The sequence below is a fragment of the Massilia sp. TSP1-1-2 genome (assembly GCF_049896185.1).
GTDB lineage: Bacteria > Pseudomonadota > Gammaproteobacteria > Burkholderiales > Burkholderiaceae_D > Telluria_A.
Genome location: NZ_JAFCTU010000017.1, coordinates 67826 through 94065 on the forward strand (window position 1 = coordinate 67826; position 26240 = coordinate 94065).

At 63.4% G+C, this 26240-nt stretch carries 17 protein-coding genes; 12 read left to right on the forward strand and 5 right to left on the reverse strand.

Going from position 1 to position 26240, the window contains the following annotated elements; translation table 11 throughout:
• Positions 1-115 precede the first annotated feature (115 nt).
• From ACP7BV_RS15890 to ACP7BV_RS15945, 12 genes are all read left to right on the forward strand, one after another.
• Positions 116-1780, forward strand: a complete 1665-nt coding sequence (locus ACP7BV_RS15890; RefSeq protein WP_426105176.1) for a NucA/NucB deoxyribonuclease domain-containing protein — start codon at positions 116-118, stop codon at positions 1778-1780.
• 104 nt (positions 1781-1884) lie between these two features.
• Positions 1885-2403, forward strand: a complete 519-nt coding sequence (locus tag ACP7BV_RS15895) for a hypothetical protein (protein ID WP_426105178.1) — start codon at positions 1885-1887, stop codon at positions 2401-2403.
• 706 nt (positions 2404-3109) lie between these two features.
• Entirely contained in the window at positions 3110-3490 is a 381-nt protein-coding gene (locus tag ACP7BV_RS15900) for a hypothetical protein (RefSeq protein ID WP_426105180.1), read from the forward strand.
• Complete coding sequence (locus tag ACP7BV_RS15905) at positions 3487-4263, forward strand: TorF family putative porin (RefSeq protein WP_426105181.1); 777 nt, start codon at positions 3487-3489, stop codon at positions 4261-4263. The genes ACP7BV_RS15900 and ACP7BV_RS15905 overlap by 4 nt, the downstream gene beginning before the upstream one ends.
• Before the next feature lie 233 nt (positions 4264-4496).
• A complete protein-coding gene (kdpF, locus tag ACP7BV_RS15910; RefSeq protein WP_426105183.1) occupies positions 4497-4586 on the forward strand; it encodes a K(+)-transporting ATPase subunit F in 90 nt (29 codons plus the stop codon).
• Positions 4586-6391, forward strand: a complete 1806-nt coding sequence (gene kdpA / locus ACP7BV_RS15915) for a potassium-transporting ATPase subunit KdpA (protein ID WP_426105185.1) — start codon at positions 4586-4588, stop codon at positions 6389-6391. The genes kdpF and kdpA overlap by 1 nt, the downstream gene beginning before the upstream one ends.
• A 19-nt stretch (positions 6392-6410) precedes the next feature.
• Positions 6411-8492 (forward strand): potassium-transporting ATPase subunit KdpB, encoded by a 2082-nt coding sequence (kdpB, locus tag ACP7BV_RS15920; RefSeq protein WP_426105187.1) that lies wholly within the window; start codon positions 6411-6413, stop codon positions 8490-8492.
• A 12-nt stretch (positions 8493-8504) separates the two neighbouring features.
• Positions 8505-9089 carry a potassium-transporting ATPase subunit KdpC gene (gene kdpC, locus ACP7BV_RS15925; protein WP_426105189.1) on the forward strand — a complete coding sequence of 195 codons (585 nt, stop codon included), beginning with the start codon at positions 8505-8507 and terminating at the stop codon, positions 9087-9089.
• A 2-nt stretch (positions 9090-9091) separates the two neighbouring features.
• On the forward strand, positions 9092-11821 hold the full coding sequence (gene kdpD / locus ACP7BV_RS15930) for a two-component system sensor histidine kinase KdpD (RefSeq protein WP_426105190.1): 2730 nt from the start codon (positions 9092-9094) through the stop codon (positions 11819-11821).
• A gap of 1 nt (position 11822) precedes the next feature.
• A complete protein-coding gene (kdpE, locus tag ACP7BV_RS15935; protein WP_426105192.1) occupies positions 11823-12521 on the forward strand; it encodes a two-component system response regulator KdpE in 699 nt (232 codons plus the stop codon).
• Between the two features lie 7 nt (positions 12522-12528).
• Positions 12529-12795, forward strand: coding sequence for a hypothetical protein (locus ACP7BV_RS15940; protein WP_426105194.1), 267 nt, complete (start codon positions 12529-12531; stop codon positions 12793-12795).
• A 125-nt stretch (positions 12796-12920) separates the two neighbouring features.
• A complete protein-coding gene (locus ACP7BV_RS15945; RefSeq protein ID WP_426105196.1) occupies positions 12921-14813 on the forward strand; it encodes a potassium transporter Kup in 1893 nt (630 codons plus the stop codon).
• Positions 14814-15076: 263 nt separating this feature from the next.
• On the opposite strand, the gene ACP7BV_RS15950 is transcribed toward ACP7BV_RS15945, so the two are convergent.
• The 5 genes from ACP7BV_RS15950 to ACP7BV_RS15970 are packed head-to-tail and all read right to left on the reverse strand — an operon-like array spanning position 15077 to position 26239.
• Complete coding sequence (locus ACP7BV_RS15950) at positions 15077-18145, reverse strand: DUF6519 domain-containing protein (RefSeq protein WP_426105198.1); 3069 nt, start codon at positions 18143-18145, stop codon at positions 15077-15079.
• Between the two features lie 42 nt (positions 18146-18187).
• Positions 18188-20290, reverse strand: a complete 2103-nt coding sequence (locus ACP7BV_RS15955) for a phage tail protein (protein ID WP_426105200.1) — start codon at positions 20288-20290, stop codon at positions 18188-18190.
• Complete coding sequence (locus ACP7BV_RS15960; RefSeq protein ID WP_426105202.1) at positions 20287-23451, reverse strand: PA14 domain-containing protein; 3165 nt, start codon at positions 23449-23451, stop codon at positions 20287-20289. Before ACP7BV_RS15960 ends, ACP7BV_RS15955 begins: the two co-directional genes overlap by 4 nt.
• The gene (locus ACP7BV_RS15965; RefSeq protein WP_426105204.1) at positions 23448-25883 is read right to left on the reverse strand and encodes a putative baseplate assembly protein; all 2436 of its coding nucleotides are present in this window, start codon (positions 25881-25883) and stop codon (positions 23448-23450) included. The genes ACP7BV_RS15960 and ACP7BV_RS15965 overlap by 4 nt, the downstream gene beginning before the upstream one ends.
• On the reverse strand, positions 25880-26239 hold the full coding sequence (locus tag ACP7BV_RS15970) for a GPW/gp25 family protein (RefSeq protein ID WP_426105206.1): 360 nt from the start codon (positions 26237-26239) through the stop codon (positions 25880-25882). Before ACP7BV_RS15970 ends, ACP7BV_RS15965 begins: the two co-directional genes overlap by 4 nt.
• Position 26240 lies beyond the last annotated feature (1 nt).

Sequence of the window (26240 nt, forward strand, 5' to 3'; positions counted from 1 at the left end):
TGATTAAACAATAATTAACTAAAAGCAGTTGTAGCTGTTCACAAAAGTTTTTTAAAGTTGACAACATTGTTTTTTAATTATAACTTGCGCATCCACGGAAAATTAAGGAATGTTCATGCTCAAGAGATCAGCCCGGTTACGCAGGACCGCCGGAGTAGCAAGTTGTTTTGCACTAAGCGTATTGTTGGGCGGCTGCGGCAACGGCAGCGGCGACGATAAAACGCTTCCAGCGCCCGCCGCCGAAAGCCGCCTGCTCGCCACGTCAAGCAGTTCCACGCTTGCAATTGACCCTGCAGTCCCTCCCACCATTGCAACGACTGGGTGCACCGGCGACGCGGATTTCTACCAAGCTGATTTCACGCCAAACCCGAATGCACTGATTAACCGGCACGTACTGTGCGTCCGGGACAAGAACACGGCCAGCGTGGACGTGAAGAATGCAGAAGGCGATCTGATCCATAACGCGGGCGAGATGAAGGTCGAAACGTATTGGTCGGTCTACGGTGGCAGCGTGGGCTTGAAGAAACAGGCAACGCTGACGCTGCGGTACTCCTACACTGATCTGCAGCCAGCGCTGAAACTGCCGGTTCCAACGCTGAAAATCAAGCCCCGCCTCGATTGCGTTGGACAGGAAACGGACGTGGCATGCGGGCCGGATGCGCAAATCCCGATGATCACGCTCAGTGCCAATGGGCAGATGACGAAATCATTTTCGTTTCCCATCACTTGGGATACGACCACTGTCAAAAAGGTCAGCACCACAATGTACGTCAAGTTGTTCTATACGACTGATGGCAGCGTGCCGGTGTATGCATGGTCGGGTGCGACCAATGTCATGCAACCTCTCACCGGCAATTGGGATTTGCGCTGTGATAAAGGCGTGATCAAATCCACGTCAGAGGGCTGCGTGTTCCCGGGCGCATCGGCTATTTGGCGCTTCCAGGACCCGAGCGGAAGTGCTCCTCAGGCACGCAAGCTGATCGCCGATGCATTTTCCAACTTCCCTGAAATTCCAGGAAAGTTCCGTTTGGCAGATGGCATGCGCTCGGTCGCCTCGAGCGCCCCCGGCTATATGCCCTTGACGCGAACATTCAACGAAACAACGCAGAATGCCAATCGCTACACGGCAGGTCTTCGATGCGACAAACAATGGCCGGTCGCGATGCCGCCGACCTGTAGCGACCGCAAGCTGTGCGATTGCGACGAATACCCACCTGCAGCTGCATTGGAGGGCGCCCGTTCCGTTGCAACCGAAGAGCACAAATACACCGTCAACTTGATCCCTACCACCGATAACCGCTCCGGTGGCGGACAAATGCTCACGTTCTTCAATGACGAGCGCGTGGACGACAATGAAAATTTTTGGGTTTATCTGGGCAATATCACCGGGACGCCGCCACCACCACCGCCACCACCGCCAGGACCAAAGGATGTCACCAGCTCGTTTACGATCACCAGGAACTACCTTTACTCGGAAGGCCAGGATCAAAAATATAATTTCACCATCACCAATAATGCACCGGGCCCGTTAGCCGGTCCATTCCGCCTGTACTTTAAGAATCTTCCGGTTGGCCTCATGGTGCTTGGCTCCTATCAGAGTTCGAGCGGTGTTTTCATTGCCATTAACGAACCCGCGATCGTCGGTTCGATGATTCTCCCAGTCACGATCAGAGCGCCCTCGCAGAAATTCTCGTTCACAACAACGATGTTTAGCGGAAAATTTACAGACGACAGTTTCCCTGTTGACCCGCCTTTTGATCCACGCGGTCCAGCAATTTAATCGAACGCAAAAACACGGCCACGGATAGTTTGTGGCCGCCGTTGCATATCCCGACGGCCTGCGCCGTCGCTTACATTGAACCATGCTCACTCAAAGGGGAATACATGACACAGCTGTTTACCATGAGCGAAGCGGTAAAGACCAGTTACAGTCAAGTGTATCTCACGTCGCTGAACTACCGAGAGGGGGAATTATCGGTAGACGCCTTCAAAGGACAGACGAACGGCTTATGCGGCGCAGCGGTACCGGGCGGGCTATTTCTGGGCCTCGGTTGCTGGGGCGGACGAGTACCTTTCACCGTCGAGGTGCACGACGTCGCCCCCCCGGTCGATGCTTCCTGGGACGAAATTGTTGAAGCCTCGTGCAGGTTTGAACATCTTCCTGTAGCGCTGACAGGCTGTGATGGCGACTGTGCCTATCCGCTTCCTTTGACCACGGGCGAATACAGAGTGCGGTTTTGCGCGAAAGGCTATGGCGAATCGAAACAAGTCGGCGGCTTTTGCGATCCAGCGATCGAATCCTACCTGTTGATTCTCTGGCCCGAAACGCAGCGGGCAGATGAAGTGATCAAGCAGACCAGCGCAAAAGCCGCTCATTTTCATGACGAGGTAAGAAACCGGTAACGTTGCAGCGAGCGTGATCCTGCGCGATCTATCGTTCGGCAATGTTTGCATTCTATCCTGACGGCAACGATGGAGCCTGCGCCAGCACGGCGCGGGCTCAATATTCTTCGTGCGGCTACCCCTATGCCGCACCATCTCTTCAAGACCACGCTAGCGCGCGCTCTGTCACCAGCCCGTTGGCCGACCAAAGCGCGAAGCGGAGCCGAATCAGCCTGGTATTGCACTGCGGGTGATGGTGCAGCACATCGACGGTACTGCCCTCGCGGCAGAAGTCGAACGCTCGGCGCCACGCCTCAGCCGTGCGCGCGGCGGCCGCAATCCGTAGCGCAGGGCAAGATTGTCCGTGTATCCAGGCTCACCAGTTCCGCTATCGCTACCCAACGCGCACGAAATGCGACGTTATCCCTTGCGTCTGCGACGCCGGCATATGAGAGCCGGAAATACTCAGCCGAGATGAGCGCATGTGGGCATGTTCAGCGCGGATTCAGCTCAGCGACTGACGCTGCACCGGTTTTCTGAACTGCCTGGACTGGGTTTATATAGCGCGTTTATGCAAACGACCAAACTCTTTAGAAAGTTTTTACCTCCTATTCGATAACCTGCAGGCAGTTCATCTACCCACAGGCTATTTCATGAATTCGCGCTCGATTACTGCCGCTGCAATCGCCTGCCCAGGATCACCCAATCAGCCATGGTGCACGGCGCCATGATCATTGCCGTCGCCGGGCCATGCAGTTGCGACAGCAGCGCCATCGTTGCCGCGCTCGCCGCCGCGCGCGCACGCTGCTTGCAGCGCGACCAGCTCGTTGCGCGTCTCAATTCAACGCGCATGTTCAATCCTGGCCTGCATGTGCTGTTCGCAGTGGTCTGTGGCGATGCTGAACCAAGCGCAGCCCAACTTGCCTGCGTACGGGGTCATGCGTCCGAAGTCATGTCGGCCACGCGTTGCAAGACCGTCATTGATTCAGGATCGGGAAACGCCATCGGTATGGCCGAGCTGTATCACGACGTCTTTGAACACTGGACCATCGAATTGATCCCCCGTCAAAACCTTATTTCACCACTACCTGAAAGATTGCAGTCATGAAAACCAAGATCTACGTAGCCGCCTTATTGACACTGTTCGCAGGCAATGCTGCCAAGGCCGATGAGGCGCTCGTTGCCACCATAGTTGACGAAGCAAAACCGGACAAGGCCGTCAGCATGAATGCCGCCCTCGTGTCCGACTACCGTTTCCGCGGCATCTCGCAAAGCCGTCTCAAGAGCGCTGCCCAGGGAGGCGCAGACTATGTTCACAACCGAACCGGCCTGTATGCGGGGGCATGGCTGTCGACAATCACATGGGCCAAGGATGCTGGCGGCGGCGGCAACACCGAACTCGATTTGTATGCAGGCAAACGCGGCCAGTTCGGCCAGGACGTGCGCTACGACGTCGGCGTACTGACCTATGTCTACCCATCCAACAATCTGGCCCACGTGGCTGGTTTTGCGAACGCCAACACCACCGAGCTCTATGGCCAGCTGGGCTATGGTCCCGCTTACATCAAGTATTCGCATGCGCTCACCAATCTGTTCGGCTTCATGGACAGCAAGAACAGTGCTTACCTGGACGTGGGGGCCAACATCGATGCCGGCAATCAGCTCGTAATTAACCTGCATGCCGGTCATCAGAACGTCAAGAGCACGTCCGCTGCCAGCTACACCGACTGGAAAGCCGGCGCAACCAGGGACTTCGGCGTCGTTAGCGTTGCTGCCGCCCTGATCGGGACCAATGCCGGCAAGGTCATCTATGCCTCGCCCGCGAACGGCAAGTTTCTTGGACGATCAGCGCTGACTGTGACGGTCAGCAAGACCTTTTAAGGTGCAACTGGCCAGGGCATCGGCAGACGCTCGGGCAAAAATCTATATACCGCGTATACGTCCCCGCCCGAAGTGTTTACAAAGTTTTTAGACGCTCACGGCTAAGCTTCTACGTAATCAAATCAATCTGTGTGAGGGTAACAAATGGACATAATTTTCGTTGGGGCGATCTGCGCCTTTGTCGCAGTATGCTGGGCGATGGTGGCCGGCTGCGCAACGCTGAGGGGTGATCAATGACGCTCTTTTACGTGATCGGCGCGCTCAGTTCCGCCGGGCTTTTCGTCTACCTTCTGGTCGCCTTGCTGAATGCGGAGAACCTGTAATGACGTCTCAATCGCTTGTTTTATTGATCGGCTTCCTGGTCGTGCTGTTCGCCCTGGCTTATCCGCTGGGGATGTTGCTGGCCCGCGTCGGCAGCGGCGCCCCCATCTCCGGTCTGGGCTGGATCGGCAAGATCGAGAACCTGCTCTACCGCGCGGCCGGCACCACAGCCACGGATGGACAATCCTGGAGGGCGTATGCCGTTGCGCTGCTGGCCTTTAACGCTCTGGGCGCGCTGTTCGTATACGGCCTACAGCGCATCCAATTCTGGCTGCCCCTCAATCCGCAGGCGCTGCCCAACGTGAGCCCGGACTCCGCTTTCAATACGGCAGTCAGCTTTGTCAGCAACACCAACTGGCAGGGCTATAGCGGCGAACAAACCATGGGGTTCCTCACCCAGATGCTGGCCCTGACCGGGCAAAATTTCTTCTCGGCGGCGACCGGCATGGCCGTTGCCTTTGCGCTGGTGCGCGGCTTCAGTTCGCGCTCTGTCAAGTCGATCGGCAATTTTTGGGTCGACCTGACCCGATCCACCTTGTACGTCCTGCTGCCTTTGTCGCTGCTGTTCGCGGTATTCCTGATGGGTCAGGGGGTGATCCAGAACTTCTCCGCATACAAGGAGGTTACCCTGCTCGACCAGGTCAGCTACTCCCAGCCGAAAAATGGCGCCGACGGCCAGCCGCTCAAAGACGCCAAGGGCGAAGCGCTGACCGAGTCGGTCGTGACTAGGACCCAGACCATCGCCATGGGCCCGGTCGCCTCGCAGGAAGCGATCAAGATGCTCGGCACCAATGGTGGCGGATTTTTCAATGCCAACTCGGCCCACCCTTACGAGAATCCGACTGCGCTGACCAACTTTGTCCAGATGCTGTCGATTTTCCTGATCCCGGCCGGCCTGTGCTTTGCCTTCGGCCGCATGGTCGGCGACCGGCGGCAGGGCTGGGCCTTGCTGGCCGCAATGACCCTAGTCTTCACCATGACGACGGTCGTGGTCATGGGCGCCGAACAGCAGGTCCATCCCGCGCTGCAAGCGATGGGTGTCGACCAGCGTGCCAGCCTGCTGCAGGCTGGCGGCAACATGGAAGGCAAGGAAACCCGCTTTGGCATCAGCGCATCGACCCTGTTCGCCGCCGTGACCACCGCCGCTTCGTGCGGCGCGGTGAACGCCATGCATGACGCTTTCATGCCGGTGGGCGGCATGGTGCCGTTGATGCTGATCCAGTTCGGCGAAGTCATTTTCGGCGGCGTCGGTTCTGGCCTGTATGGCATGCTGATCTTTGCCATCATGGCCGTGTTCATTGCCGGCCTGATGATAGGGCGCACCCCGGAATACCTGGGCAAGAAGATCCAGTCCTACGAGATCAAGATGACCTCGATCGCAATCTTGGTCACGCCGACGCTGGTGCTGGCCGGGACCGCCATCGCAGTACTGCTCGACGTTGGCAAGGCAGGCATGGCCAACCCCGGCGCGCATGGTTTTTCGGAAGTTTTGTATGCCTTCAGTTCGGCGGCCAACAACAACGGCAGTGCCTTCGCCGGCTTGGCCGCCAACACGCCCTTCTACAACGCCATGCTGGGCGTTGCCATGTGGCTAGGCCGGTTTGCCACGATCGTGCCGATTCTCGCCATTGCCGGCTCACTGGCGAGCAAGCAGCGCCTTGAAGCGAACGCCGGCACCATGCCGACCCACGGCCCGATGTTCATCGGCCTGTTGATTGCCGTTGTGGTGCTGGTGGGCGTGCTCAATTATGTACCGGCGCTGGCCCTCGGTCCAATGGTCGAACATTTGCAGTTGTTCGCCAACTAATCACAATCAGGAGTTCACGATGTCGCAAGCCCTTACGTCACGCAAAGCGCTGACGCTGTTCGATTCCGCACTGCTTGGCCCGGCCATTGTCGATGCGTTCAAAAAGCTCAGTCCACGCACTCAGCTGCGAAGCCCGGTCATGTTCGTGGTCTACATCGGCAGCATCATCACCACGCTGCTGTATTTCCAGGCCCTGAGCGGCAAGGGCGAGGCCAGTCCCGGCTTCATCCTGGCCACCAGCATCTGGCTGTGGTTCACGGTCCTGTTTGCCAATTTCGCCGAAGCGCTGGCCGAGGGCCGCAGCAAGGCGCAGGCCGCCTCGCTGCGCAATCTGAAGCAGACCGTGATGGCCAAAAAGCTCCATACGCCCAAGCACGGCACCACCTGGCTGCCATGCGCGGCCACCGACCTGCGCCGCGGCATGACGATCCTGGTCGAAGCAGGCGACGTGATCCCGATTGACGGTGAAGTGATCGAAGGCGTGGCCTCGGTTGACGAGAGCGCCATCACGGGCGAGTCGGCACCGGTCATCCGCGAGTCCGGCGGTGATTTCTCGGCCGTCACAGGTGGCACCCGCGTGCTGTCGGACTGGCTGGTGGTGCGCGTATCAGCCAATCCCGGCGAGACCTTTCTCGACCGCATGATCGCCATGGTGGAAGGCGCCAAGCGCCAAAAGACGCCGAACGAAATTGCGCTCACGATCCTGCTGGTGGCACTGACGATCGTGTTCCTGGTCGTGACCGTCACGCTGCTGCCGTTTTCCCTGTTCGCCGTCGCTGCGGCGCAATCCGGGACGCCGGTCAGCATCACAGTGCTGATCGCGCTGCTGGTGTGCCTGATCCCAACCACCATCGGTGGGCTGCTCTCGGCCATCGGCGTGGCCGGCATGAGCCGCATGATGCAGGCCAACGTCATCGCCACCTCCGGCCGGGCGGTGGAAGCGGCGGGCGACGTCGACGTGCTACTGCTCGACAAGACCGGCACCATCACGCTCGGCAATCGGCAGGCGTCAGCCTTCTTCCCCGCTCCGGGGTTGACCGAACAGCAGCTCGCCGATGTGGCGCAACTGGCTTCGCTGGCCGACGAAACCCCGGAAGGCCGCAGCATCGTGGTGCTCGCAAAACAGAAGTTCAACATCCGGGAACGCGAGATGGCGGCCTTGCACGCGACCTTTGTCCCGTTCAGCGCAAATACCCGCATGAGCGGCGTCGACCTTGGTCAACGGGAAGTGCGCAAGGGCGCTGCCGATTCGATGCGCAAATACGTCGAGGCGCTGGGCAACCCTTACCCGGCCGATGTGGCGCGCACGGTCGACGATGTGGCGCGCCGTGGCAGCACGCCACTGGTTGTCACCGATGCAGGCAAGGTGGCCGGCGTGGTCGAACTGAAAGACATCGTCAAGGGTGGCATCAAGGAACGCTTTGCCGAACTGCGCCGCATGGGTATCAAGACCGTGATGATCACCGGCGACAACAAGCTGACCGCAGCGGCCATCGCTGCCGAAGCCGGCGTCGACGACTTTTTGGCCGAGGCGACGCCCGAGGACAAGTTGAAGCTCATTCGCAGCTACCAGGCCGAAGGGCGCCTGGTGGCGATGACTGGCGACGGCACCAACGATGCGCCAGCGCTGGCCCAGGCCGACGTGGCCGTGGCGATGAATTCGGGCACCCAGGCCGCCAAGGAAGCCGGCAATATGGTGGATCTGGATTCGAACCCGACCAAGTTGCTGGAAATCGTTGAAATCGGCAAGCAAATGCTGATGACGCGCGGCTCGCTGACGACGTTCTCGATTTCGAACGACATCGCCAAGTACTTCGCAATCATCCCGGCTGCTTTCGTTGGCACCTATCCCAGCCTGAAGGCGCTCGACGTCATGCACCTGTCGAGTCCCTCGTCGGCCATCATGTCGGCCGTGATCTTCAATGCCTTGATCATCGTGGTACTGATTCCGCTGGCGCTCAAGGGCGTGCAATACCGGGCCATTGGCGCGGCCGCGCTGCTGCGCCGCAATCTGCTGCTGTATGGCGTGGGCGGCCTCATCCTGCCCTTCATCGGCATCAAGCTGATCGACGTGCTGCTATCTTTTCTCAATCTGGCCTAAACTGGAGTTGCCATGCAATCTACCCTTCGTCCAGCGCTTGTATTGTTCGGCGCACTCACCCTGGTCTGCGGCGTGCTTTATCCGCTTGCCGTGACCGGTCTCGGCCAAATCCTGTATCCACACCAGGCCGCAGGCAGCATGATCGAGCGCGACGGCATCGTTGTTGGTTCGCACCTGATCGGCCAGTCGTTCACCTCGCCCAAGTATTTCTGGGGCCGTCCTTCAGCCACCGCGCCCATGGCAAATAATGGCGCCGGTTCTGGCGGCGCCAATCTGGGACCGACCAATCCGGCGCAAATCGCGGCGGTGAAGGGCCGGGTTGAAGCGCTCAAGGCTGCCGACCCAGGCAATACCCTGCCGATTCCGGTTGACCTTGTAACGGCCTCAGCCAGTGGTCTGGATCCGGAAATCAGCGTGGCTGCCGCGCGCTACCAGAGCGGCCGGGTTGCCGCTGCGCGTGGCATCAGCGTCGCGCGCATCAACACGCTGGTCGAGCAGTACAGCGAACTGCAGTTGGCCGGGGTGGTGGGCGAGTCCCGGGTGAACGTGCTGGCATTAAACCTCGCGCTTGACGCGCAAGCGGCGACAGCCCCCTGATCATGTTTCCCAACGACGCCCAACGCCCGGACCCCGACCTCTTGCTTGCCAATGTACAGGCACAGGACAGGAAAGAAGCGCGCGGCAAGCTGCGCATCTACTTTGGGGCGTCGGCCGGCGTGGGCAAGACCTTCGGCATGCTGGCCGCCGCCTGCAAGCTGCATGCGCAAGGGCAGCAATTGCTGGTTGGCGTAATTGAAACGCATGGTCGCAGCGAAACGGCCGCCATGCTCGAAGGCTTGCCGCTATTGCCCTTGAAAGCGGTGCAATATCGTGGCAAAACGCTTAGCGAATTCGACCTGGACGCGGCATTGGCGCACCAGCCGGCGTTGATCCTGATGGACGAACTGGCGCATTCGAATGCGCCCGGGTCGCGCCATCCAAAGCGTTGGCAAGATGTGGAAGATTTGCTCGGCGCCGGCATTGATGTTTTCACGACGATCAACGTCCAGCATCTCGACAGCTTGAACGACGTCGTCGGTGGCATCACCGGCATTCGGGTCGCCGAAACGGTGCCCGATACGGTGTTCGACCAGGCCGACGAAGTCGTTCTGGTCGATATCCCGGCAGACGAGCTGCTGGCGCGCCTGAAAAGCGGCAAGGTCTATCAGGAACAGCAGGCCGAACGCGCCGCCCAAAATTTTTTCCGGAAGGGCAACCTGATCGCGCTGCGCGAACTGGCGCTACGTCGTACGGCCGACCGGATCGGCGACGACGTGCGCGCCTACCGCGTCGAAAAATCGATTGCGGCGATCTGGAAGACCGATGCGGCGCTGCTGGCATGCATCGGCCCCCGTCCCGGCGGCGAGCATGTGGTGCGCAGTACCGCACGCCTGGCCGGCCAGCTCGGCGCCGAATGGCATGCCATCTATATAGAAACGCCGTCGCTGCAGCAGCTGCCGGGCGCCCAGCGCGAGCAAATACTGCAGACACTGAAGCTGGCCCAGGACCTTGGCGCGAGCACGGCCGTGCTGTCTGCCAGCGACATTGCCGCCGCTGCGGTCGAGTACGCACGCAGCCACAATCTGTCGAAAATCATGCTGGGCCGCGGACATCGGAGCTGGCCATGGCGCACCCCGCACATCCGGCGAATCGCCCACTACGCGCCGGATATCGACCTCACTGAAATCGGCGCCGCCGCCAGCGACACTGCGGCCGGGGCGCCATCGGCGCCTGGCCTGGGGCAAGGGGGAATAAACGGGATGCCCGCCAAGCGCCGCCTCTGGAAATATGGTTGGGCCGGCGCGGCCAGTGTCGCGACCGCGCTGGTGGCCACCCCGCTGTTTGCCTTTTTAGACCTGGCCAATATTGCCATGTTATTCCTGTTGGTGGTGGTCTTGGTCGCATTGCGATTTGGACGGGGACCTTCGGTCGTGGCCACTTGCGTCAGCGTTGCCTGCTTCGATTTTTTCTTCGTTCCTCCGCGCTTTACCTTTGCCATTTCCGATGCACAGTACCTCGTCACGTTCGCAGTCATGTTGGCCGTTGGCCTGATCACCGGCCATCTGACGGCAAATCTGCGCTTTCAGGCGCGCGTGGCTTCGCACCGTGAAAGCCGTTCACGCGCCCTGTATGAATTCGCGCGAGAACTGTCCGGAACACTGCAGACCGAGCAGATTTTCGACATCACCAGCAGGTTCGTTCAGCGCGCCTTCCGCGCCAAGGCCACCTTGCTGGTGCCCGACGCTGACGGCAGACTGCTTGCGCCAGAAGCGGGCATGAACGACAGTTTGGCCGCCGCGCTTGACATCGGCATCGCCCAGTGGGCGTTCGACCGGGCCACCAGCGCCGGCCTGGGCACCGACACGCTGCCGGCCAGCAAACTATTTTACCTTCCCCTGGTCGCGCCGATGCGTACCCGGGGCGTACTGGCCATTGAGCCGGAAAGCCTGCGCTGGATCCTCATTCCCGAGCAAAGGCAACAGCTCGACGCTTTTGCGGCGCTGGCCGCCATCGCCCTTGAACGTGTCCATTACATCGAGGTGGCGCAGAACGCACTGGTAAACATGGAGTCGGAACGCTTGCGCAATTCCCTGTTGGCGGCCCTGTCGCACGACCTGCGCACGCCCCTGACATCGCTGGTGGGCGTGTCCGAGACGCTGGTGCGCTCCAGACCGGCCCTCGATCCCGCCCAGCTTGCCTACGCCCATACCCTGCATGACGAGTCGATTCGCATGAGCGCCCTGGTATCGAACCTGCTCGACATGGCGCGCATTCAAAGCGGCGAAGTCACATTCAACCTCGAATGGCAGACACTCGAGGAAGTCGTCGGCAGCGCGCTGCGGGCCAGCGGCTCGCAGCTCAAACGCCATCAGGTGATCACCCAGCTCGAGCCCAATCTACCGCTGCTGCGCTTTGACGCCGTCTTGCTCGAGCGCGTCCTGTGCAATCTGCTGGAAAACGCAGCCAAGTATACGCCCGAGGGCTCGCGCATCGTGATCGCCGCCAAGGCGCATGGCAGCGTCGTCAATGTGATGGTCTACGACAATGGTCCCGGCTTGCCGTTGGGGCGCCAGGAAGCCTTGTTCGAGAAATTCACGCGCGGCGAGAAGGAATCGACCAAGACGGGCGTCGGGCTCGGGCTGGCCATCTGCCGCGCCATTGTCGAGGCACATGGCGGAACCATCGACACTTGCGTCTCGCCGGAAGGCGGTGCCGGCTTTGTATTTTCGCTGGCGCTGGGCACACCGCCGGCGATGCCTGAACTTGATTTAGTCCAATCGGAGCAATAACATGCATGAACTGGCACCAAAAGCATTGCTCGTCGAAGACGAACCCCAGATACGACGCTTCGTGCGCGCGGCGCTGGAGGAAGAAGGCTGGCACGTACACGAGGCCGCTACGCTGGCGCGCGGCCTGATCGATGCCGGGACTCGCCCGCCGGACCTGATCGTGCTCGATCTCGGCCTTCCAGATGGCGATGGGATCGATTTCATTGCCGATCTGCGCAAGTGGTCGAACATTCCCATCATTGTGCTCTCCGCCCGCACCAGCGAGCGCGAAAAAGTGCGCGCGCTCGATGCCGGTGCGGACGACTATCTGAGCAAGCCTTTTGGTGTCGACGAGTTATTGGCCAGGGTGAGAGCGGCACTGCGGCGCCAGCGCGGGGCGGCAGTCCAGGCGGAAATGGATGTCGTGCGCTTCGGCGACGTGTCGGTCGACCTGAGGGACCGGCGCGTTGCGAAGGCAGGCACCCACGTGCATCTGACGCCCACCGAATATCGCCTGCTGTCCGTCATGGTGGCCAATTCGGGAAAGGTAGTCAGCAATCCGCAGTTGCTGCGCTCGGTATGGGGCCCACAGCATACCGAGAGCGGTCATTACCTGCGCATCTACATGGGTCACCTGCGGCACAAACTGGAGGACGACCCGACCCAACCGCGTCATCTGATCACCGAGACTGGCGTTGGTTACCGCCTGCTGCTGAACTGATTTTAAAATGACCGTCAAGCAGCTCGTATTCCATCTAGCCGTGATGGCATCGGCTTACGCCGGCGTACTGATTGTCCCGGTCATAGCCTACGTCACCTGCAATATCCATTCCGAGCTTGACGTCATTGTCTGGCTCAACGTGGGCCTATTCGTCATGCAGATGAAGAAAATTTCGTTCCCCACACCAAGTATGCATCATGTCGACACCATGGGTGGTCTACGGCTGTTGTGGTGGGCGTTATTCTGGCCACGCTACTTGCTACGCGCCAAATAAGTGATTGGCAATTTTTATAGCGTTTTTACGCCATTTAGCCATTTCTTTACACGCTTTTTACGTGCATCTGTATAAGCTTTTCCTGATATTCTCGAAGTTTCAGGGTGCGCTGCACCTCAACCTATATGACTGGTGCGATTTTGACGTCCGAAAACAAGAACAGCAAGCTGCTCGCCCTCACCCTGTCCGCAGTTGGCATTGTCTATGGCGACATCGGCACCAGCCCCCTTTACACGCTCAAGACAATTTTCGATCCCACGCACGGCCTGGCATTAACCCAGGCCAATTTGCTCGGGATTGTTTCCCTGATTTTCTGGGGATTGACCATCATCGTCTCGCTGAAGTACGTGACGCTGGTGCTGCGGGCAGACAATCGAGGCGAAGGCGGCATCGTCGCCCTGCTTGCGCTGGCACTTGGCGCCTCGGTGAAGGGCTCGCGTATCTATGCCGGGCTGCTCATTGCCGGCGTCTTTGGCGCGGCCCTGTTTTACGGCGACAGCGTGATCACCCCCGCGATCTCGGTGCTGTCGGCGATCGAAGGATTGGAAGTCGCTACACCCGCGCTGAAGCCGTATGTGGTCCCGATGACCATGATCGTGCTAATCCTCCTATATTCGGCCCAGCGTTACGGCACCGCCGGCATCGGCCGCTGGTTCGGACCGATCATGGTGCTCTGGTTCGCCGTGCTCGCCACAATGGGCGCGATCAATATTGTCCATTCGCCCGCGATCCTGTCCGCAATCAATCCCGTGCATGCCGTCGCTTTCATGATCAACAACCGGTATACCGCCTTCATCGCCCTCGGTGCCGTGGTGCTTGCCTTTACCGGTGCCGAGGCCTTGTACGCGGACATGGGGCACTTTGGAAAAAAGCCGATCCGCGCCGCCTGGTTCTTCATTGCCTTTCCTTCACTAGCGTTGAATTACTTGGGTCAGGGCGGCCTGTTGCTGGCCCATCCCGAAGCAATATCGAATCCGTTCTACCAGCAACTGGGCGCATGGAGCATTTATCCTCTGGTAATCCTTTCCACCATCGCCACCGTGATCGCATCGCAGGCGACCATTTCAGGTACTTTTTCGATGACCAAGCAGGCCATCGCCATGGGACTGCTGCCGCGCATGCGGGTGCAACACACATCGGAAAGCGAAATCGGCCAGATCTACATGCCGGCGGTGAACTGGCTTCAGCTGGTGGTGGTGCTGATCGCGGTAATCGGTTTTGGCTCCTCGGAGAATCTGGCTGCCGCCTACGGCATTGCCGTCACGGCGACGATGCTGGCCACGACCATCCTGACTTTCTTTGTGATCCGTTACCGTTGGAAATTGAACCCCTTGCTGTGCTGGACCGCAACCGGCTTCTTCCTTGTCATCGACCTCACCTTTTTCTCCGCCAACCTACTCAAGTTGTTGCATGGCGGTTGGTTTCCGCTAATGCTAGGCTCGGTCTTGTTTATCGTCATGCTGACCTGGAAGCGCGGCCGCCGGCTGGTGTTTCTGAACCTGCAAAAACATGCCATCCCGCTCGATGACTTCCTGCAATCGCTGTTTGTATCGCCGCCGCTTCGCGTGCCTGGTACCGCCGTTTTCATGCGCTCGGAGAGCGACGGGGTGCCGCATGCCATGTTGCACAATCTTTCGCACAACAAGGTCTTGCACGAGCGCGTCATATTCCTGACGGTGCAAGTGATCGAGGAGCCGTGGGTCGCGGACACGCAGCGGGTAAGCATTACGCCGCTCGGGCACGACTGCCACCAGGTCAACGTCAAGTATGGTTTCAAGGACGAGCCGGATATTCCTGGTGCCCTGGTGCTGTGTACAGAGCACGGCCTGAAGTTCGACATGATGGAGACATCGTTCTTCGTGGCGCGCCAGACCGTGATTTCGACGCCGGGAAGTGGCATGATGCCATGGCGCGAGCATCTATTCGTCACCATGTCCAGGAATGCACGCGACGCGGCAGATTATTTCCGCATTCCGAGCAATCGAGTGATCGAACTGGGGACTCAGGTCGAGATTTGAATCCGTGCCACCGGCGGAAGGTGCATGCGGCCGCGACACTGCGCGCAAGCGGATCGCGACCTTGTGGCCGAACATGCAGCGGGTCATGGCCGCCGATGCCGGACCCACCCGTCCGGTATCGCGCATGGACCAAGCGGTGTCGTTCAGACCGGATGCGTGCGCCCCCGGCAGCCTATGGTAGGACGCTGTCCTGGGTTGGCCCCGGCGCTTCCATTGCACATGGATGGCAACTGGCTCAAGTAACGTTACGCCGCTGGCGTGCCTCAGACGATATTTAACGCACCGTTGCCGAACTTTTCGGCCACATTGCCGACATTGAAAATCCGAAAATCGTTATGCGCGAAATTGCCCAGATATTTGGCCTGGGTCGCAAACACGGTACCCACGTCCTGATACGGGTGCAGCACGTTGTGGCACAGCGCCAGATCGAACGCCAGCATCTGCGTTTGGTAGCCAACCATGGTGTTTCCCTCGGCGATCAGCGTGCCGTAGGATTCATTGGTGTTCCCCTCCACCGACTGGCGCAGCCACTCGTCGCCCAAACGCATTTCGCGCATCTCGTTATTGCGTATGCGTAGCGCGCAGCGCCCGTCCCGGATCCTGAATGCCCCGGTTTGCACGCGTCCGCGCAAAGCATTGATCCTGCCATCCTCGTTGATGTCGCCACCGGACGATTCTCCATACACCGACAGCCGGCCATTGATCTGGTTGTCGCTAAGCGATGCGAGCGCCGGCGTGCCGCCCAGCATCAGCGCAAACCCGGGCGTATTCAACATCAACCCGGTGCGCAAGTTGTCCAGCGCCTGCGCCATGCCGCCCATTCTCGTCGACACCGTCTCGGCCAGCTCTGACAGGGCCCGCAAGGCATTGGTGGTGACCACGCCATCGCTACTGTGCTTCCTGACAAACAATTCATAGGTCTTGATCAACTCCCTGCGCTGCGCCTCGTCGTAGTTGACGAGCTCGCCCACCACGTCGGCCGTGATAGGACGGAAGAGCTCGCCGCCGCTGAGCTGCAAGCTGCGTTCAAGCGGCCTTAGCAAAGGAATCTCGGCCAGCACCAGGCCGAAGATTTCGACCGAGCTCTTCTGGAAGGTGCTCAGGCGGCAGTCGCGCATGTCAATATTGCCGGCGTCGGAGAGCCGCACCAGGCTTTGGCCGGGTTCGCTCATGCCGCCGATATGCAGATTGTGCAATTGCACCTGTGCCGTGCCCTCGACCCGCAAGCCGCTGGGCACACCCGTGTTGATGAGGTCGAAATCGCGCAAGGTCAGCGCCTGCATGCCAAGGAAGTTCAATTCCTGACCGTCGAACATGAGGCGGCTGGCGCGCCCGGCGCCGTGGATCAGGAGCTTGAGGCCAGGAGCCTGCTGATCGATACCGCTCTCACCAAGATGATGCTCGCCGGGCAGCAGGCAGATGCAGATGTCGGACTTTTCCTGTTCGAGCAGCGTGCGCAGGGCCACGTCAAGGGTGGGAAAACTGCCTTCCTTGCCCACCGTCACGCAGCAGCCGCCCCCATGCGTGCGCGTGCACAGGACGTCGATGGCGTCCTGCACATTGCTTACGCCCGCCGCGGCGAGATCGGCGCACTTGGACGCGTCGTAGGCCACTTGCGCGGCGACCAACAGGCGGGCCGAGAAATGCACGCTGGCGAACTTGCCCGGCGCCGTCTGCCCGGCTTCCAGCAATTCAACTGTGACGCGCTGATCGAGCACGTTCGCATCGAGCGTCCAGCCAATCGCGGCGATGCCGGTCGCCGCCGTGGTGGCGATCTCGACCTTGCCCCCGCCCGGGAAAAATCCGTCGCTGGCGGTGAATCGGAGCGCCGCGCCGGCCACGGGATACTGGCCGTTGAAGACCCCCACTTCAAGTGGACTAGGCAACAAATTATTGGCGGGGTCGAGAAAGTCGGGCATGATCTCCTGGCCGTCGCCGCCCACATACACCAGGTTTGTCAGTTCGCTCAGCGCCGGGAACAGCGACCGGCAATCGGACAGCACGCTCCAGGTGCCACCCGCCGCCGAGAGCATGGCCAGGCGCGCGAACGCGCGCAACACGCCTTGCGGCCCGATGAAGGCGCTCTGGCCGCTGGGCTCGCGCGGCCATTCGATGTCGGCGCTTGCGGTGCGTGCCGGAATAGTCCAGTAGTCGCCCATCCGGTAGCTGCCGGACGTAAATTTGATCTCGACCCCGTCCTCCAGCTCAACCCAGCCGCCGGCAGCGCCTGGCGCCGCCAGCGTCATGTCGCCCCAGTCTTCCCACACCCGCACGCGCGGGTTTTGCAGGAACAGCGCTTGATCAAGGCTGCCGGTCGCGCTCGCCAGGTCGAGCGTGACGACGTTGCCGGCCGTCTTGAGCACCCTGACCAGCGTGCCCGACAGGCCCAGCAACTCGTGGTTGTCGTCGAAGAACTCGAGCCAGCAGCGCGCCACGATGGCCAACGTGGCGTCGCGCCCGATCGAATCGACCTCGCATTCGTCGGCAATCGGGCTGCCCAGCCAGCGCACCACTTTGGAGGCCAGAAAACCGTTATTGCGCGACCATTTATAGCGCAGCGAGGTCTGCGAACCGTCGTCGTGGATTTCGACCCGGTACAACTGGTTTTCCAGACGCCGGTAGCCGGCGTCGGGACTGAGCAGGCAAGGATCCTTGGGCGGCGAGCCCGGTTCGGCGCGCGCGGCCAGTTGCCCGGTCGGCGGCGCCGTTAGCGTGTTCCAGTCCGCCACGTCCGACAGGCACGTCAGGGCCTCGCCCGGTTCGCCCGCGCGCAGCAGCTTGACCTGCCACAGGGTTTTTTCGCGCGTGGCCGTGTCCGGCCCGCCCAGCGCGACCTCGCGCATCAAGGGCTGCTCGAGCACCGTCAGGTGGCGCTGCCACAGTTCGAGGTAGGCGATGTAGACCCCGTCCGGTGGATCCTGGGGCGCGCCGGCGCCGTCGTAGACGATGATATTGGCCGGCCGTGGCGCGCCGGCCGGCGGCAGGTCAATCGAAAAAGCGCCGGGCGGCACAATGGGCGAGGCCGCCGCCGGAAAATCGGGCTGGGTGGTCATGCTCACCTGCGCCGCGTTTTCGCACACAATGCCCTCGACATAGTAGCGCCCCGCCCCGATCAGCACATTCTTGCCGAACGCCGTGAGCGTGAAGCCGGGCTTGGCCAGGGGACCGGCCGCGTGGCCGAGCGTGTCGACGGTTTCGCCTTCGATCCGGTGGTTGAGGATATCCTGCTGCTCGTTCCAGTCGGCGTCGAGCTGGACCCGCCCCTGCTGCATGCGCACGCTGCGATAGTGGTTCTCTTGCTGATACGTGAGGCGGGTGAGGTCTGCTTTCATTGCGCGTGTTTCCTTCGACGTGAATGGAGTTGTTCTGACGTTCTAATTGACGAAAATGACACCCGCCTCCAGGCCGAAGCGCAAGTATTCGTCGAGCGCCTGGGTGATGTTGGCTTCGCGCTGGGCTTGTTTGAGCATGTTCCACACGCCCATTTCGGCGCCATCGTCGGCGCCGCGCCGGATTTCGCTGGCCGTGCCGGAGGTCAATTGGAAATAGGCCGGGTCGGCATAGCCGACCTGGGTAAAACTCGGTCTGACCCGCACCGCCTCGGCCGCCGCCAGCGCCGGCGCGAGGTCCTTGACGACCATGTCGGGCTGGCAGCGGTGGCGGCGCGGCGTCTGCGAGCTCTGGGGCACGTAACAAAAGCGCACGCATCCCTGCTGGGTGCGCTCGATGCTCACGCGCGCACCAAACAGGCTGTTGCCGGCCGCCATTTCGCCGGCCGCCGTCGTGCCCGGCACGGTGCAGCGTTCGATCCGCAGCGCGCTGCGCGGCAGATCGAAGGACGCCACCACGCTGTCGCCGGCCGCCACCGAACCCAGCGCGTTTTGCGCCCGTACCGGTCCGCACACGCAATGGCTGAGCACAAGCTGCAGTTCCGGCGCACTGCCCGTGTGCGCGATGCCCCCGCGCGCCGGGGTCAGGCCGCAGTGACGCAGGTCGACTTCGCGCAGCGGGCCGTCGAGCAGCAACTGGCCGTCCAGCGTGATGCCCGAAAGGCCAAAGCGCGTGGTTCCATTACCCTGCAGATGGATGTCGCCAATGAGCACCGGGCGGCGCCGGTTGCGCGCTTCGATTACCAGGTACGATTCGGGCAGCACCAGCATGGGAGAAATGGCTTCGCTGGCGTCCGTGTCGAGCTCGATCAAGGTACGCTTGCCTGCCACCACCAGCGCCAGCGCTGCTGCCAGCGTGGGCAACGCGCCCGCGCCCGCGCCAACCCGCAGCGCCACGTCAAAGCCGCGCCCGCCCAGCAGACCGCTGCCGTCCTCGTCGGCGCGGCGCGCACCGCGCCGGTCGTACGGCCCGCCCCCTATGTCGCCGGGAAAACCGACCGCGTACGCCACCTCGACTTTGGCCGCGACTTTGCCCGCCGGCAAAGCGATCCGGCCCAGCACCGGATCGATGCCGACCAGCATGCGCGCCGAGTCGCGCGGAAAGTCGAGCTTGGGCCGCCCGGCCACGCGCGCGGCCACCGTCAGCTGCGCCGGCGGGCGGCGCCAGTCGTGCGGGGCTGCGTCGTCCGAGCGCGCCGACAGATTGCACACAAGCATATTTTCAGGCGGGACTGCCTCGCCGTCGAGCCAGATGCGCAGCACCGCCCCGCCGTCCGCGTCAAAGTAGCCGAGCGGCGGATCGGTGTCGTCGACCAGCGCCTGGCGCAGCGCGTTCAGTTCGTCGTGCAGCAGCCGGCGCGAGATCGGCTCGGGCACGTTGACCGGTTCTGCCAAGTGGCCCACGCTGTCTTCGGCGCGCGGGCGGTTGAACAGCGCCATGTCGCGTCCCAAGGGGTCGAACCGGAAGCGGCCTGCGTGCGCCGCCTCGGCCGGCGCGCTGCCGCGTCCCTGCAGGGCGAACGCGGACAGGCGCCACAGGTACAGGCCGACGTTGGCAATGTTGTAGCGCCCACCGGGCAGCGCGCGCAGTTCGGCAGTGTGGGCGGCGCGGTCAAAGGCGCCGTCGATACGCTCCATGGCGAGCGCGTGGCGCAAGTCGGGCGTGCGCACATTCGCAGTACGGGTGTGGTTCACGTGCTGGGTGGTGGCCAGCAGCTGGAAAAATTCGACCGCGCGCGCCGGCCAGCCGCTCGCGTTGAAGGCCAGCTCCTCGAGCACGGACAAGGTGCCTTTGCGGCGCCGCAGGCGCAAGGTGTTGGCCACCAGCGCGCGCTGTCCGAAGGCGGGCGTGCCGGCCACCGAGTACAGGCCGCGCACACCTAGCAGGTCGCCGATGTACGGCACCAGCGACTCGTCGCACGTCTCGATGAACCAGTTCTCGTACAGGCGCGCGATGTCGTCGTCAAGCACCGCGCCTTGGGCGGCGATTACTGTCAGCAGCGCGCGCAGCGAGCCGCCCTGCTCGGCGTCGCGGCTCTGGTAAAACGCCGGCAGGCGCGAAAACAGGAAATCGGCGTCGAAGCTCATGCCGTCACCTCGGACAGGTTCACATCAGCCAAGTCGGGCAGCAGCAGTTCGGCCGGTGCCACTTGCCCGTCCTGCCAGTGCGCGCGCTGCGATCGCAGGCGACCGTCCGGGCCGGGCACTTGTGCCTGCACCGGCCCGCCGGGCGTCGCGCGCAGCCGCATCTGGTCAAGGTCGATCCAGTCGACCCCTTCCACCGCCTGCATCGCGGCCAGCAGTTCGCTGCCGCTGAGCGACTGTCCGTAGCTGCGCGCGGCAAAACCGAACGCCGCCTGCACGGCCAGCCGCACGCGCGCGAACACCGGTGCGGCGCGCTGCCCAGCCAGCACCGCCACGCGCGCATCCAACCCGAACCACAGGGTGCGCCCGGGGGCAATGGTGAGCATCTGGTGGGGCGCACGCGCCGCGTCGACGGCAGCGGCCAGATTGCGATGCAGCGCCGAGAGCGGGTCGATGTCGGCGCCGTCGACCCCGCCCACGGTCAGGTGCACCAGGCGCTGGGCGCCGTTCCACAGCCAGACCGCCTGCGCCTTGCCGATCCCGGCAAAGGCGGCGGCGAAGTCCTGGACATCGCGCAGCGACACGATCCGGTCGAGCGTACGCACCGTCAGCGGCGCGTTGGCGCGCGCCCGCGCCCCGCTCTCGGGGTCGGCGCCGCCGCTGGCGGGAACCGGGTTGACCACCTCTTTCAGGCCGAGTGGACGCATCAGCAGCAGGTCGATTTTTCCGCTCGCCAGATTGCCTTGCGAGCCGAGGCCGACCCGGTAGCTCGCCTCGACGTTGAGTTCCCCACTGGGCAGGCGCGCGCCGTGCACGCCGTCGCCAAACTGCACTACGCTCTGGCCGTCGTCGTTCAATTGCAGCACGTAGCCGCGCGTGCGCGGCCCGAGCAGGCCGATGCGCGGCGCCGCCTGCCACAACACGCCGTCCACCCGCAGCGCGAGCGTGCTGGCCGCGCCCGACGCGGTGGCCGCCGCGATGTGGGTCAGCGGCGCCTGACGCAGGGCAAAGCGCTGGAACGTGCGGCTGCTGTCGCCGCCGCCAAGCAGCTCCGGCTGGATCTGCATCTGGCGGCTGTCGCCATGGCTGGCGGCAGCCACGTTGGCGTTGACGCGCAACGTCGCCGGCAAGTAAGCGTGCACCAGCGCGGTTTCCAGCAGCAGGCGGGTGTGCCCGTCCACCACCTCGGCGTGCTGGATGCGCACCACTTCCGAGGCTGGCTCGAGCAAGGCCGTCAGGCGCTGCCCGTCAATGAACGTGAACCTGGCCGACTTGCCGTCGCGCGCGGGTTCGAAAGCGGCCAGCGGATCGTGGTTTTGCAGGCGCGCCTTGAGCGCTGCGTTCCCGGCCCCCTCGCGCAGCACCTTGCCCGCCAGCGCGATCATGCGCCCGGCGGCCAGCTCGTCTTCCTGCGTGGTCAAGTCGAGCACCAGCCCTGCGAGCAGCCCGGAACGGGGCCGCGCGGCCCAGGCCAGTTCGCTCGACTCCCCGTACGCGGCGGTTGCGCGCAGCTGGTCGTTGAACAATTCGCGCAGCCGCGCGCCGCGCAAGAGCAGGCGCGTGGTCTTGCTGGTAAGCGTGAACTGCGAGCGGCCATCGTCGCTGGCCGTCACGACCTGATACAGCTCGCGCCGTTGGCCAAGGCCGAGCACCATCCAGCTACCCGCCACCCACTTCGTATAGCTGGCGTCCAGATGCACGCTGTTGACGTCGCGCGGATACAGGCGCTCGGCCGGCACCACCTGCTTGGCCAGGCCCGGACCCTGCCACGAAAAAACGATGGTCGCGCCGCCACCGTTTTCGTAATACTCGAGCCGCAGATCGTATTTTTTTCCCCGTTCCAGGCCCGCGGCCAGCACGCCAAATTCGGTACTCCCATGGTCGACCCATTGATCGATCAGGAGCTTGCCGTCCAGCCACAGGCGCACGCCATCGTCGACCAGCACGAACAGTGTGTAGTCGCCCGTGGCCGGCACTTCCAGCCAACCGCTCCAGCGCGCCGCAAAATGGTCGACGCCAACGCGCGCGTCCGGCCCGCCGGCGCCCCAGTGGAAATCGATGACCGGGTCAAGCCGCGCGCACGCCGGCACGTTGAGCTGTTTGCCAGCGAAATACTCGGCATACAGCCCGCTGCCGGCCAACTCGCCGGGCGGAGCGTCGGAGACGCCCGCCATGGTAAAGCCCGGCCACTGGCCGTGTTCACCGATCGGCGCCTGCTCCGGCTTGTCGAAGCCGAGGTAGGCCGCGCGCAGGGTGGCCGGCATGGCACGCCAGTCGGGCGCGTTGGCGCCGAACAGGGCGGCCTTGGCGCGCAGCGCGTAACAGCGCGCGTTGGTGGCGACGGGGGCGCCCGGCGGCGCGGACGAGCCGAGCGCGCGCTCCAGCGTGACGACGCTGTGGCCAGCCAGCGGATCGGCGCTGGCTTCAAGCGGGGCCACCGCCAGCACGCGCGTGACCTGGCGCACGTCCCAGTGCAAATCGGCCGGATCGGCCAGCCGTTCGTCGCCCACCACCAGCAGCAGGTCGCCGGCCTGCAGGCCGGTATGCTGGCCGCGCAGGTAGAGCGTGTCGGTGCCGACGACGGGCGTCACGCTATCCTCATGCGCGACCGCCAGCGCGTTCCAGCGCGCGCGCGCGTCAATCGCTTCGAGCGTCTCGAAGACCTGGGCGGTTTCGTCCTGCCCGGGCGTGCTTTGCGTCTTCAGGCCAAGCGGAATGCGCATGCCGGCCGGCGCGCCGGGCGCGCTTTCCATGCCGAACGCGAGATAGGTCGATGCCGCCACGCCGGGGCGCAATTCGTAGCCGATTGTGCGCGCCAGTTCGAGCACCGAGCGGCGCTCGGTGGCGCTGCGCAAATAACCCTCGTTGGCGATGCGCTCCTGGTAAAAACTAAGCACATCGAGCAGCGCCGACCAGCCGTCCAGCAGCGCCAGCGCGGGGTCGTCCGGCGCGCGCGTGGTCAAACCGTGCAAGGCGTCCTGGCCGGCCAGCGCGGCCACCTGGCTTTGCAGGAAGCGCGCATGGGTGCCGACCCGCATCTTGAGCGCCGACTGCCCGGGAGGATTGGCCTGGTCGGCCGGCGTGACGCTGTGCACGCCCTTGCAACAGTCGCAGTCGGCCAAGGTATCTGCAAAGGAGTCGGCCCGATTCAATTCGTCGCTCATATTCCCCCACACATGGTCAGCATCAGATGGCCGTTTTCCGGAAAGCTGGGATCGTTATCGAGGCGCAGGACCTCCAACGGCGCCGCCTGGATGCGCGCGTTCTCGATCTCGTGGTCGGCCGGTTTGCCCCAGCGTTGAAAGCGCAGCACCTCGATCGAGGCCACGCCGCTGACCTGCATGGCGGCCGCGATCAGGCGCGACACGCTCAGCGGGTCCCCAAAAGTAAAATGGTCCGGATGAAAAAAGCCGGCCTGCCCGTTCGCGTCGCGCCCGGCGCCCAGCGCCTGGTATAGGGCTTTTTCAACCGGAGCGCTGAAAAAGCCGGGCGCCACGCACACCAGCAGTGCGATATCGAGCGCCACGAACACCGGGGCGGCCAGGTCGAGGTCGTGGCCGGCCAGCCGAAAACGCTCGAGGTGCTCCAGCATGGCCGCGCGAAAGGCCGCATCGAGCGGCTTGCCGCCAAGCCGGTCGACGATGACGACCATGGTGTACCAGCTGCCGGTCCAGCGCAGCCGGGCCAGCGCGCGCTGCACTTCGGGATGGCGTTCGGCCACGCGCGCATAGTCGTCCTCCGTGACCGCGCGCTCCTGCACCCGGAATGCTTCGGGAGCGAGCAGCTTGATGGCGTCGGCCGGCTCCGGGTCGACCCCGCCGACGGCTGCCAGCGGGTTGCGTACGCCAACGATGGCCAGGCGCAGCACCGGGTCCTCGCTGACGATGCGGGTGAGCGACTCGGCCCCCACGTTGCCCTCGCCGCCGCCGCCGACCCGGTAGTGCGCCAGCAAGCGCGCCTGCGGCTCGGGCGCCATGCCGAACTGCCGGTCGCCAAAGCGCAGGTGGGCGCTGCCATCGTGCTCGGTCTCGACCACGAACTCTTGCGCGAAGCGGTCGCTGCCGAGCAGGTCGGCGCGCGCATTCCAGCGCGGCGCGGCAGCGGCGCCGTCCAGTTCCAGGTACATGCCGGCCGGCTGGACCTGTTGCAAGTCCTGGCTGAGCGCAGCGCGCGCCGACTGCCCCAGTGCGGCGCGGTGCCGGTAAGGCTGGGCGAACGCGAGGCCAGTGTCGGGCAGGCGCGGGCGGTAGCGCGACCCGGCCGGCGCGAGCGGCGGCAAGAGACCGACCCGGTCGCGCGTAAAGCCATGGTCGGCCAGCACCACGTTGCCGCGCGCGCGCGCCAGCTGCAGCGTTTGCAGGCCGCCGCCGAGCGGCCGTTCCACCGTCACGCACAAGGCAAACGGCAATGCGTCATCAGCGTGCCAGCGCACCAGTTGCAGCGCCACCGGCAGCGCCGCGTGGGTCACCGGATCGACCGCACCCATCGGGTCAACGCCCGCCTCCACTGCCAGCAGGCGCACGGCGTGCCGGTGGCTGCGGTCGGCGTCGGCGGCCAGGCCGGTGCCGGGATTGGCGACTTCCTCGAGCACCAGCACATCGCCGGCCTTGAGCGAGAGTCCGGCGCCGTCGACCAGCGCGGCCGAGGTGCTGCCGCGCGCCAGGCAAAAATTCGGATCGCCCCAGGCGTGGATGCCGATCCCGTTGTGGGCCGACTGTAGCGTGAGCTCGTGCATGGTCTCAAACACTTGCACCTGCGGGTCCGGCAGGGTGTGCAGGATGGCGGCCCGTTCGATCGCCCCGCCGCCCGCGGCGCCGCGCGTGAGCACTGGCGTGGACGCCGGCAAGACGCGTCCGTCGGCCGCCAGCAGCACGCTCAGGGCCACCCACACCCGGCTGTTGCAACCGTCATTGATGGCGTAGTCGAGCAGGCGCGCATGGCGGCGCAGCGAGACGCGCTGGCGCGCCGTGCCCAGGTAAGCTTCGGTGGCGACCGCGTCCTGGTAATAGCTGAGCTGGTCGCCCACGTGCGCCAGCATCTCGACCAGCGCCACGGAAAAATCAGCCGGATTGCGCTCGCGCGAAAGCGGCATGAGCTGCCCCATGCGCTCGAGCATGAGGCGCCGAAAACTCGTGTAATCCTTGGCCAGATAGTCGAGCCGGGGTTCCACGTAGACGGGCGGCGCGCAGGTGCGCGCCGTCAGGCAGTCGAAGTCGGACGGGCACTCGGCCTTGAAGCTGAAGGCAATGTTAGAGAGGCAAGGGTCGAAGCCGGCCGGTGCTTCGAGCGGCGCGGCCGGGTTTTGCAGCAGCAGCGTGTACGACGAAAAGTCGCCCGTCCGGTCTACGCGCACGCTCACCTCGCGCCCCGCCACCAGCACCGGCCCATCGAGCTTGACGCCGACGATCCTGACCCCGCCCTCGACCCGAAAATGGGCCGCTGCCAACCCCGCCACAGGGTGGACGAACACCACCTTGAGGGTGCGCTGGTCGGCGCTGCCAATTTCCAGATAGTCGATGCCGTTGAGCGTGGGCGGGTTCAGTTCGCGCAGCAGTTGCACGCGGTGCGGATGGGCGCTGCGGAACTGGCGCTTCAAGGCAGGCTCCGGGCAAACGAGGCGCGCACCCGCTCGCGGTCGCGCCGCACCACGTACTGGAGCTCGACATGCAGCTGCGCCTCGCGCGCCTCGACCGCCACCGCCTCCACTTCGATCAGTTCGCCCAGCCATTGCTGGAGCGCGCCTTGCACCGTCATCTGGACGGCGGCGGCGAGCGCGTCGCTGTTCGGCGCGAACGCCAGTTGCAGCAGGCCGCAGCCGAAGTCGGGGCGGTTGACGCGCTCGCCCGGCACCGTAAACAGTACCTGCTCGATCATGTCGCGCAGGTGCGCGTCCTCGAACACGGCGGCGCTGCGCCCGCGCGCGTCGATCCGGAAGGGGAAGGCGAGCGCCATG

Bases quoted from the DNA above. Each gene is read 5' to 3' on its own strand.
- ACP7BV_RS15905 (WP_426105181.1), top strand. From the start codon at position 3,487: ATGAAAACCAAGATCTACGTAGCCGCCTTATTGACACTGTTCGCAGGC.
- kdpD (WP_426105190.1), top strand. From the start codon at position 9,092: ATGTTTCCCAACGACGCCCAACGCCCGGACCCCGACCTCTTGCTTGCC.
- ACP7BV_RS15960 (WP_426105202.1), bottom strand. From the start codon at position 23,451: ATGAGCGACGAATTGAATCGGGCCGACTCCTTTGCAGATACCTTGGCC.
- kdpB (WP_426105187.1), top strand. From the start codon at position 6,411: ATGTCGCAAGCCCTTACGTCACGCAAAGCGCTGACGCTGTTCGATTCC.
- ACP7BV_RS15945 (WP_426105196.1), top strand. From the start codon at position 12,921: ATGACTGGTGCGATTTTGACGTCCGAAAACAAGAACAGCAAGCTGCTC.
- ACP7BV_RS15895 (WP_426105178.1), top strand. From the start codon at position 1,885: ATGACACAGCTGTTTACCATGAGCGAAGCGGTAAAGACCAGTTACAGT.
- ACP7BV_RS15890 (WP_426105176.1), top strand. From the start codon at position 116: ATGCTCAAGAGATCAGCCCGGTTACGCAGGACCGCCGGAGTAGCAAGT.
- ACP7BV_RS15940 (WP_426105194.1), top strand. From the start codon at position 12,529: ATGACCGTCAAGCAGCTCGTATTCCATCTAGCCGTGATGGCATCGGCT.
- ACP7BV_RS15950 (WP_426105198.1), bottom strand. From the start codon at position 18,145: ATGAAAGCAGACCTCACCCGCCTCACGTATCAGCAAGAGAACCACTAT.
- kdpC (WP_426105189.1), top strand. From the start codon at position 8,505: ATGCAATCTACCCTTCGTCCAGCGCTTGTATTGTTCGGCGCACTCACC.
- ACP7BV_RS15970 (WP_426105206.1), bottom strand. From the start codon at position 26,239: ATGGCGCTCGCCTTCCCCTTCCGGATCGACGCGCGCGGGCGCAGCGCC.
- ACP7BV_RS15955 (WP_426105200.1), bottom strand. From the start codon at position 20,290: ATGAGCTTCGACGCCGATTTCCTGTTTTCGCGCCTGCCGGCGTTTTAC.
- kdpE (WP_426105192.1), top strand. From the start codon at position 11,823: ATGCATGAACTGGCACCAAAAGCATTGCTCGTCGAAGACGAACCCCAG.
- ACP7BV_RS15900 (WP_426105180.1), top strand. From the start codon at position 3,110: ATGATCATTGCCGTCGCCGGGCCATGCAGTTGCGACAGCAGCGCCATC.
- kdpA (WP_426105185.1), top strand. From the start codon at position 4,586: ATGACGTCTCAATCGCTTGTTTTATTGATCGGCTTCCTGGTCGTGCTG.
- kdpF (WP_426105183.1), top strand. From the start codon at position 4,497: ATGACGCTCTTTTACGTGATCGGCGCGCTCAGTTCCGCCGGGCTTTTC.